Here is a 9,445-nt window from a genome sequence, read left to right as displayed (position 1 = left end):
CCGCGTAGCGGCGGCGCGGCCCAGCTGCTGCAACTGCTGGCCCCCATCGTCATGTCCTTTCTTGCACAGCGCGTGAGCGCAGGCGGCATGGATGCCGGCGGCCTGGGCCAGGTGCTGGGCCGCGAGCATGCGCAGGCGCAGCAGCAGGGCGGCCTGGGTGGTGGTTTGCTGGGAAGCCTGCTCGATCAGGATGGCGACGGCCAGGTAGGTCTCAGCGATCTGATGAAGATTGGTGGCAGCCTGCTGGGCGGCCGCCGCTGAAGGGCCGCATTCACTGAATCGGGCAGGGCCGGTGCGTGTGCATACACGCGCTGGCCCTGTTGCTTTTTGGGCGCAGTTCGGATGACACTAGAACCGAATTGGCGAACGACTGAAAGGCACCCATGACAGCAGTTGCAGACATTCTCAAGTCCAAGGCCACCAGCGCGGTGTACAGCATCGCGCCTACCGATTCCGTGCTCGACGCGCTGCGGCTCATGGCCGACAAGGGCATTGGCGCCCTGCTCGTGATGGAGGGCAGCGAGATCGCCGGCATCGTCACCGAGCGCGACTACGCGCGCAAGATCGCGCTGCTGGGGCGCACCTCGGGCGCCACCCTGGTGCGCGACGTGATGACGCGCGACGTACTGTTCGTCGGCCCCACCCAGACCACGCAGGAGTGCATGGCGGTGATGACCGAGAACCGGCTGCGCCACCTGCCCGTGGTGGACGAAGGCGGCAAGCTGCTGGGCCTGATCTCCATCGGAGACCTGGTCAAGGACATCATCTCCGAGCAGAAGTTCATCATCGAGCAGCTGGAGCACTACATCTCGGGCCGGCACTGAGCCGGGGCTCGGCCTGCCCGCCATGGGCAGGGTCTCGAAGGCGGCAGGACCTGCGAAGGTTCAGGCCGCCTTTTCCACATGCCCCTGGCGGGTGTAGAGGAAATCGATCACGGCCTTGCGGCACTGGCGGTAGAGGTCGTCCTCGGCCAGCGCCACGCGGTTGCGCGGGCGGGCCAGGCCGACCTGCAGCACCTCGCCGATGGTGGCGGCCGGGCCGTTGGTCATCATCACGATCTTGTCGGACAGCAGCACGGCCTCGTCCACATCGTGCGTGACCATGACCACGGTGCTTTGCGTGCGCGCCACGATCTCCAGCAGCTCGTCCTGCAGCTTGGCGCGCGTGAGCGCATCGAGCGCGCCGAAGGGCTCGTCCATCAGCAGCACCTGCGGCTCCATCGACAGCGCGCGCGCAATGCCCACGCGCTGCTTCATGCCGCCCGATATCTCGCCGGGCCGCTTGTGCGCGGCATGGGCCAGGCCCACCAGTTCCAGCGCGGCCAGGGTGCGGGCCTTGAGCTGGGCGCGGCTTTCCGTGCGGCCATAGACGCGCTCCACGGCCAGGTGGATGTTGCCCTCGCAGGTCAGCCAGGGCAGCAGCGAGTGGTTCTGGAAGACCACGGCGCGCTCGGGTCCCGGGCCCTTGATCTCCTTGTTGGCGCACAGCAGCACGCCCGTGGTGGGCGTGGTCAGGCCCGCGATCAGGTTCAGCAGGGTGGACTTGCCGCAGCCCGAGTGGCCGATCAGCGAGACGAACTCGCCCCTGGCAATCGTCAGGTCAATGCCGCGCAGCGCGGGAAACAGGCCCTTGGCGGTCTTGAAGCTCTGCTCCACGCCCTGGATCTCGATGAACTTGGACGATGCATTCATGCCTTCACCTCTTCGAACGTAAATGCCGTTGCCAGCTTGACCAGGGCCATCTCCAGCAGCAGGCCCACGATGCCGATCACGAAGATCGCGATGATGATGTTCTTGACGTTGAGGTTGTTCCACTCGTCCCAGACCCAGAAGCCGATGCCCACACCGCCGGTGAGCATCTCGGCCGCGACGATGACCAGCCAGGCCGTGCCCACGGCCAGGCGCACGCCGGTCAGCATGTAGGGCAGCACGGCGGGGAACAGGATGGTGGTGGCGATCTTCCATTCGCTGAGGTTGAGCACGCGCGCCACGTTCATGTAGTCCTGGGGCACGCGCTGCACGCCCACGGCGGTGTTGATGAGCATGGGCCAGATCGAGCAGATGAAGATGGTCCAGATGGCCGCCGGGTTGGCGCCCTTGAAGACCAGCAGGCCTATGGGCAGCCAGGCCAGCGGCGACACCGGGCGCAGCAGGCTGATCAGCGGGTTGAACATGCGCGACAGGAAGTTGAAGCGCCCGATCACGAAGCCGGCCGGAATGCCGACCAGGGCCGCCAGGCCGAAGCCCACGGCCACGCGCTGCAGCGAAGCGAGCACGTTCCAGCCCACGCCCTGGTCATTGGGGCCGTTGCGGTAGAACGGGTCGCTGAAAATCTCCACCGCCTGCTGCCAGGTCGCCAGGGGCCCCGGAATGCTCTGGCCGGAGCCCGCGGCCACCAGGGACCACACGCCCACGAGCAGGCCGAGGCCGCACAGCGGCGGCAGCACGGCCAGCCAGAAGGCGCGCGACAGCGCCGCCCAGTCGCGCGCAGGGGCGGGAGTCCTGGGCGTTGCCGGTGCAGCCTGCATGGCCGGGACCGGGGATGCAGCGGTGGGGGAAACCGGCGCAGGCGGGGCGGCGGCGGTGGAGGACTCTGCCGGGAAGTGGAAGACGGCGCTGACCATGGTGTGTTCCTCGGTGGGATGGGTCTTCAAAGGGGATCTCTCAGGCCTTGATGGCGAAGCTGTCCGCGTACTTGCGCGGGTCCTTGCCGTCCCAGACCGTGCCGTCCATCAGCTTGCTGCTGCGCATCTCGCCCTTGGGCAGCGGGGCCTTGGCGGCGGTGGCGGCCTGCTGGTAGATGTCCAGGCGGTTGATGGAGCGGGCCACGCCCAGGTAGTCGGGGTGCTCCTTGAGCAGGCCCCAGCGCTTGTGCTGGGTGAGGAACCACATGCCGTCGGACAGATAGGGATAGCCCACGCTGCCGTCGCCATAGAACTTCATGTGGTGGGGGTCGTCCCAGGTCTTGCCCATGCCGTCCTGGTAGCGGCCCAGGATGCGCTGGTTGATGGCGTCCACGCCGGTGTTCACATAGGCCTTGCCGGCAATGGTGTCGGCCATGCGGGTCTTGTTGGCCAGGCTCTCGTCGATCCAGCGGCCGGCCTCGATGATGGCGGCCGTCACGGCGCGTGCCGTGTTGGGGTTCTGGCGGGCAAATTCGGCCGTGGTGCCCAGCACCTTCTCGGGATGGTCCTGCCAGATGGCCTGGGAGGTGGTGGCCGTGACGCCGATACCGTCCATGATGGCGCGGTGGTTCCAGGGCTCGCCCACGCAAAAGCCGTCCATGTTGCCCACGCGCATGTTGGCCACCATCTGCGGCGGCGGCACGGTGATGACCTTGGCATCCTTGAGCGGGTGGATGCCGTTGGCCGCCAGCCAGTAGTACAGCCACATGGCATGCGTGCCCGTGGGAAAGGTCTGGGCAAAGGTGTATTCGCGCTTTTCGCTGGCCATCAGCTTGGCCAGGCCTGCGCCGTTGACGGCGCCCTTGTCGGCCAGTTTCTTGGACAGCGTGATGGCCTGGCCGTTGTGGTTGAGCGTCATCAGCACGGCCATGTCTTTCCTGGCGCCGCCCACGCCCAGGTGCATGCCGTAGACCAGGCCGTACAGCACATGGGCAAAGTCCAGTTCGCCATTGGCCAGCTTGTCGCGCACGCTGGCCCAGCTCGCTTCCTTGGAGGGAATGATCCTGACGCCGTACTTCTGGTCGATCCCCAGCACCGAGGCCATGACCACGCTGGCGCAATCGGTCAGCGGAATGAAGCCGATGCGCACTTCCTTTTTCTCGGGCGCATCCGAGCCTGCCGCCCAGGCGCCGTGGTGGCCCAGCTGGGTGTAGAGCGCCGCGCCGCCTGCCAGCGTGCCGGCCTGGCGCAGAAAATCGCGCCGGGGCAGTGCCGGGCCGGAGGTGAGAGGGCCTGTGGTGGGCTGGGGCGTGGACGCCATGGCGGAACTCCTTCGATCGTCGGGAATGGAACACTTGCAAACCGGCATGTCCCAAGCAAAACGGCGTCCTCTCCGGCCGCGCTGCGCGGGGAGAGTGACGCCGTTGTCCTGGGGCCCTGAATCAAGACCGGGTTCCCGGCCGCCTTTGGCCGGGATTTGCCAGAGTCAATGCAGAAACCGTGCCAGGCGGCGTTCAAGGGGGACCATGCACTCCACCGGCCTTGCCGTCCGCGCCGGGCCACCTTCTGGTGCGCGACTTGCCGCAGCACTGCACCAAGTCGGTGCTGCGCTGCAACATGGCGCGCAGCGGCCCGGGTTCATGGGGCGGGCGGCAGCAAATCGGCCATGGAAAGCACGGCCTGCGCCACTTCGGCCAGGCGGCGGTTCTGGTTCATGGCGGTCTGGCGCAGCAGCTTGTGGGCCTCGCCTTCGCTGAGCTGGCGCCGTGTCATCAACAGGCCCTTGGCGCGCTCCAGCAGCTTGCGTTCCGTGAGCGTGGCGCGCACGGTCTCCAGCTCGGCCTGCATGGCCTGCAGCCGCTGGGACTGGTCCTGCACCAGGTCCATCACGGATCGGTCCAGCTGCGGGCCCAGACGCGCGGCCGGGGGCTGCAGCCCGCCCAGCGCCAGCGTGGCGGAGACGGGCGTGATCTCCATTGCCTGCGGCGCCTGCAGCAGCGTCTGCAGGGCGGCGCGCGCATCGACAATGCAGCGCTGGCACTGCTGCTGCAGCTCGGCCGTCAGGCGGGCCTCGACGGTGTGCAGCGCATCCATGCGCCGCGAGCAGCTGTCGAACCAGGGCTCGGCCATCTCCGGCGCCAGGGGAGTGCCCGGCGCGGCCGTGCAGCCCACGCGGCGCAGGCGTTCGATCACGGCCAGCGTGGCATCGGCCGCGCTGCTTTCTTGCCACAGGGCCAGGGAATGGGGCGGCGCGAACTCCGCAAAGACCTGAAAGCAGCGCTCCTGCGAGGCGATCAGGTGCAGCCAGTGCTGCTGGCGCGGCGCATCGCTGACGCCCGCGCCAAAGGCAGCCACGCCCGTGGCACGCTCCTGGCCCGCGAATTCCTTGCCCTGCATGAAGTTGAACAAGGCCACCAGCAGGCGCGAGATACCGGGCTCGGGTGCGCTGTCGGCCGCCTCGAACACCACGGCCAGCAGGCCTGCCACCAGCTCGATGTAGATGGCGGTGGCCGCCTCCGGCGACAGGTCGTGGCTGGCGACGCGCTCGCGCAGCGCAGGCAGGGCGTCCAGGCACTGCAGCACATGGGCGATGCGGCTGAACAGCCGCGCGCCATGGCCGGGGTGCCCCGTGGAGTCTGTTTGGCCGGGCTGCATGTCCAGCCGGTCGAAGCCGTCAAGCGCCGCCGCGGCAATCCGGTCGCACTCGGCCATCTGCGCCAGCCGTGCCTCGCCGCCATGCGCGCCCGCGCTGGCCAGAAAGACGTTGGACAGGCCGCGCTCCTTTTGCAGCGCATGGATGAGGCGGCTGAGCAGATCCACCAGTGCGCTGGTGCGCTGCAGTTGCTCCAGCTCGCCGATTTCGCACTGGCGCGCGGCCACAAGAAAGTTGAGAGCGGTTTTCATGGGGGACGGGTCCTGTCTGCCTGCATTGATGCAATTCCCATGCCGGGCCTGCCGTGGCGCAAAAGGACAAGTAGAAGCAAGGCGCAGGGTTTGATAGAATTTTTCTAACGTTTTGAAATCGTCGATACAAATTTGGACGCGCGAATGTGTCGAGTATTTGCCGGGCGCCCTGCAGGAAAAAGCCCGGCTTTCCGGCACACACGACAACCATGGCATAGCCATCCACAAGATCGGGCTGCGCAATGCGGCAGCGAGGCTGAATCAGCATGAGCTTGCAATATCACGAGAAGATCGGATGTCCCCCGTGCGCTGGCGGTTCATGACCCAGGCGGTGTTGGGGCGGACTGCTGTGCGCCGGCGTGGCCCGTCCCTGGCTGCGCTGCTGCTGGGTCTGGCGCAGTGCCGGGCACTGGCGGGGGGCGAGCTCCTGGCCGCATCGGCGCCATCCGATGGCCAGGGAAGCTGGGCCGCGGGGTGGAGCGCTTTCGGCCTGTGGGGCGCCATTCCCGTTCTGATATTCCTGCTGGTTTCGCTGGTGGTCCATGTGCGCCTGCGCGAGAAGGCTCAGCGCCTGACGCAATCGCTGCAGCAGACCAATGAAAAGCTGCTGCGCGCCAATGTGAAGCTCAAGCGCATCGCCTTCAGGGACCCGCTGACCGGCACGGCCAACCGGGCGCTGCTCGAGTACCGGCTTGGCCGGGCGATTGCGCGCGCCGACAGCTCGGTGGAGCAGCCAGGGCCCGGCGGACCGGTGCGCGTGGGCCTGCTGTACATCGATCTGGACGGATTCAAGCCCATCAACGACGTGGAGGGCCATGCCGCAGGTGACGCGCTGCTGTGCCAGGTGGCCGTGCGCCTGAACCGTATGACGCGCAAGTCGGACACGCTGGCGCGCGTGGGGGGCGATGAGTTCGTGCTGCTGCTGGGCTGCCTGGCATCGGAGGACGATGCCGTGGCCATGGCCGGCCGGGTGCAGAAGGTTTTGGGTCAGCCCTTCGATCTGCCGGGAAAGTCCATCTCCATCGGCAGCTCCGTCGGCGTGGCCATCTATCCCGATCATGGCCAGAAGGAAAAGCTCATGGCGGCGGCCGACCTCGCCATGTACACGGCCAAGCGCGCCGGCGGGAATTCCTGCGCCATCTTCAAGGAAAGCATGCGCAAGGATGTGGCCGTGCAGTTCGACCTGCAGCAAGCCCTGCGCCGCGCCGTCGCAAGCCAGCAGCTGGTGCTGTTCTACCAGCCCAAGATCGATGCCCGCACGGGCCGCATCCGCAGCGTGGAGGCGCTGGTTCGATGGAACCATCCCCGATTCGGCCTCATCAGCCCCCGCGTGTTCATTCCGCTGGCCGAGCGCTTCGGCCTGATCAGCGAGATCGGCGACTGGGTCATCGACGAGGCCTGCCGCCAGACTGCCCAGTGGACGCGCCAGCGGCGCTTCATGCGCGTCTCCATCAATATCTCGGGCTATCAGCTCTTTCAGACGCGGCTGGCCCAGTACATCGGCGAAGCGATCGAGCGGCACCGCATTCGGCCCGAGCAGCTGGTCTTCGAGATCACCGAGTCCGTGGCCATGGAGGACGACAAGACCACCATGGCCGTGATTGCCGAGTTGACGGGCATGGGCGTGCAGATTTCCATCGACGACTTCGGCACCGGCTACTCCAGCCTGGCCCTGCTGCGCCAGCTGGGCGCCGACGAGGTCAAGATCGACCGCAGCTTCGTGCGGGACGTGGCCATCAAGAGCGACGCGCGGGCCGTGGTCGATGCCATCGTGCGCCTGGCCCATGCGCTGGAGCTGCGCGTGGTGGCCGAAGGCGTGACCGACCAGCAGCAGCGCGAAGTGCTTCAGACGCTGGGCTGCGACGAGCTGCAGGGCTTTTACTTCGCTCGCCCCATGAACGCCCAGGCGCTGATCGCCAGCGAAATCTGGACCTCCGACGGCATCGAGCCCGTGCAGTTCTCGCGCTCGTCATACCTGGACAACCTGTAGCGGCCCGCCGGCCCCGCAACTGCCCGCCGGCCAGGGGCCATTGACGCGGGCGGCCGTGCGCCGCGCCCGCAGGTTCTACACTTCAGTCCCATGAGTTTGCTGATTCTGGGGATCGAATCCTCCTGCGATGAAACCGGCGTGGCCCTGGTCGAGGCCCCCGATGGCACGGGCGTGCCCAGGCTGCTGTCCCATGCGCTGCACAGCCAGATCGACATGCACCGCGCCTATGGCGGCGTGGTGCCGGAGCTGGCCAGCCGCGACCACATCCGCCGCGTGCTGCCGCTGACCGAAAGCGTGCTGGGCGAGTCCGGCCGCACGCTGGACCAGGTCGATGTGATCGCCTTCACGCGCGGCCCCGGCTTGGCCGGCGCGCTGCTGGTGGGCGCGGGCGTGGCCTGCGCCATGGCTGCGGCGCTGGACAAGCCCGTGCTGGGCGTGCACCACCTGGAAGGCCACCTGCTGTCGCCCTTCCTGAGCGCCGATCCCCCCGAATTCCCCTTCGTGGCCCTGCTGGTCTCGGGCGGCCACACGCAGCTGATGCGCGTGGACGGCGTGGGCAGCTACGCCATCCTGGGCGAGACCATCGACGACGCGGCCGGCGAGGCCTTCGACAAATCGGCCAAGCTCATGGGCCTGCCCTATCCGGGCGGCCCCGTGCTCTCGCGCCTGGCCGAGGGCGGGGACGCGCAGGCCTTCAAGCTGCCCCGGCCGCTGCTGCATTCGGGCGACCTGGACTTCTCGTTCGCCGGCCTGAAGACGGCCGTGCTGACCCAGGCGAAGAAGCTGGGCGATGACCTTGAGGCGCGCAAGGCCGACCTGGCCGCCAGCACGCAGGCGGCCATCGTCGAGGTGCTGGTCAAGAAGACGCTGGCGGCGCTGCAGCAGACCGGCATGAAGCGCGTGGTCGTGGCCGGCGGCGTGGGCGCCAACCGTCTGCTGCGCGCCCAGCTGGATGCAGCCTGTGCCAAGCGCAAGCTGCGCGTGCACTACCCCGAGCTGCATCTGTGCACAGACAACGGCGCCATGATCGCCATGGCCGCCGCCATGCGCCTGCAGGCAGGCCGCGAAATGGCGAACAGGCACTACGCGTTCGACGTCAAGCCGCGCTGGCCGCTCGATTCGCTGGCCTGATGGTCCGGGGCCGCGTGCCCGGCCTGCACGGCGGGCGCAAAAAAAGCCCGGCGCGGGCCGGGCTCTGGAAACGGGCTGTCACCTTGCCAAGAGGATGGAAGAAAGGATGGTTGACAGCCCGGGTGCACAAACGCGCTGACCGTGACCGGACTTACTGGATGCTCAGCATGGTGGCCTTGCTCTGGGGTTCCAGGCGGGCCAGGGACAGCGTGAGCACGCCGTTTTCCAGCTTGGCGCTGCTGGCGGCCGTGTCGATTTCATGGTCCAGCTCCCAGGCACGCTGCACCTGGCGGGGCGCGCCCTCGACGCTGGACAGGCGTACCACGGCGCCTTCGATGCTCAGCTGCAGCTGCTCGCGGGACAGGCCGGGCACATCCAGCTGCAAGGTCGTGGCCTTTTCATCGCGCTGAACCTGCACCGACGAGAGCGAAGGGGCCGCGTTGCCCAGGGTGCCTTGCAAGAAGCGCTGCAGGGCCAGATCGGCGGCTTGGGGAGCGAAGGCGTTGCGGCGGAGAACAGGCGTGAAGATCATGGTGGGTTGGCTCCTATAAACTGCGCGGCTTCATCGAAGTTGTCGCCGCATGGAGCCTAGTTAAGCGGTGTTGAACGCATTTCAAGAGGAAAAAGCCATGAATAAATTGCGCCGCAAGGTCTTGAAAAGCGGCGCCATGGCGCTATTTGCGGCGCCCGCGCTGCTGGCCCGGGCGTCAAGCGGGCACGAACGGCCCGTGTCGCCGCCGCGCGGCGAGCCGATACGGCTGGCGCTGATCGAAAGCCTGTCCGGCCCCTTTGCCAAC

At 67.5% G+C, this 9,445-nt stretch carries 8 protein-coding genes and 1 pseudogene; 4 read left to right on the top strand and 5 right to left on the bottom strand.

Annotated elements, in window-relative coordinates; genetic code table 11:
- Positions 1 to 261 (top strand): annotated as a pseudogene (locus L995_RS04955) (DUF937 domain-containing protein); the annotation flags it as partial.
- Positions 262 to 383: 122 nt separating this feature from the next.
- Positions 384 to 824, top strand: coding sequence for a CBS domain-containing protein (locus L995_RS04950; RefSeq protein ID WP_016449718.1), 441 nt, complete (start codon positions 384 to 386; stop codon positions 822 to 824).
- Between the two features lie 60 nt (positions 825 to 884).
- Here L995_RS04950 and L995_RS04945 read toward each other — a convergent pair whose 3' ends face one another.
- The 4 genes from L995_RS04945 to L995_RS04930 all read right to left on the bottom strand — a co-directional run bounded on the left by L995_RS04945 (position 885) and on the right by L995_RS04930 (position 5,527).
- Complete coding sequence (locus L995_RS04945; RefSeq protein WP_016449717.1) at positions 885 to 1,691, bottom strand: ABC transporter ATP-binding protein; 807 nt, start codon at positions 1,689 to 1,691, stop codon at positions 885 to 887.
- Positions 1,688 to 2,623 carry a nitrate ABC transporter permease gene (gene ntrB, locus L995_RS04940; protein ID WP_034367678.1) on the bottom strand — a complete coding sequence of 312 codons (936 nt, stop codon included), beginning with the start codon at positions 2,621 to 2,623 and terminating at the stop codon, positions 1,688 to 1,690. Before ntrB ends, L995_RS04945 begins: the two co-directional genes overlap by 4 nt.
- Before the next feature lie 40 nt (positions 2,624 to 2,663).
- On the bottom strand, positions 2,664 to 3,944 hold the full coding sequence (locus tag L995_RS04935; RefSeq protein WP_034367671.1) for a CmpA/NrtA family ABC transporter substrate-binding protein: 1,281 nt from the start codon (positions 3,942 to 3,944) through the stop codon (positions 2,664 to 2,666).
- 317 nt (positions 3,945 to 4,261) lie between these two features.
- Positions 4,262 to 5,527: a nitrate regulatory protein gene (locus tag L995_RS04930; protein WP_017407366.1), complete on the bottom strand. Its 1,266-nt coding sequence runs from the start codon at positions 5,525 to 5,527 to the stop codon at positions 4,262 to 4,264.
- 295 nt (positions 5,528 to 5,822) lie between these two features.
- Between L995_RS04930 and L995_RS04925 the strand changes: the two genes are divergently transcribed.
- Both L995_RS04925 and tsaD read left to right on the top strand, forming a co-directional pair.
- A complete protein-coding gene (locus tag L995_RS04925; RefSeq protein ID WP_016449713.1) occupies positions 5,823 to 7,517 on the top strand; it encodes a putative bifunctional diguanylate cyclase/phosphodiesterase in 1,695 nt (564 codons plus the stop codon).
- Positions 7,518 to 7,607: 90 nt separating this feature from the next.
- Positions 7,608 to 8,648 carry a tRNA (adenosine(37)-N6)-threonylcarbamoyltransferase complex transferase subunit TsaD gene (tsaD, locus tag L995_RS04920; RefSeq protein WP_016449712.1) on the top strand — a complete coding sequence of 347 codons (1,041 nt, stop codon included), beginning with the start codon at positions 7,608 to 7,610 and terminating at the stop codon, positions 8,646 to 8,648.
- Between the two features lie 151 nt (positions 8,649 to 8,799).
- Here tsaD and L995_RS04915 read toward each other — a convergent pair whose 3' ends face one another.
- A complete protein-coding gene (locus L995_RS04915) occupies positions 8,800 to 9,180 on the bottom strand; it encodes an Hsp20/alpha crystallin family protein (RefSeq protein ID WP_016449711.1) in 381 nt (126 codons plus the stop codon).
- Positions 9,181 to 9,445 lie beyond the last annotated feature (265 nt).

The sequence above is a fragment of the Delftia sp. ZNC0008 genome (assembly GCF_000799035.1).
GTDB lineage: Bacteria > Pseudomonadota > Gammaproteobacteria > Burkholderiales > Burkholderiaceae_C > Comamonas > Comamonas tsuruhatensis.
This window is presented reverse-complemented; position numbering and strand designations above follow the sequence as displayed.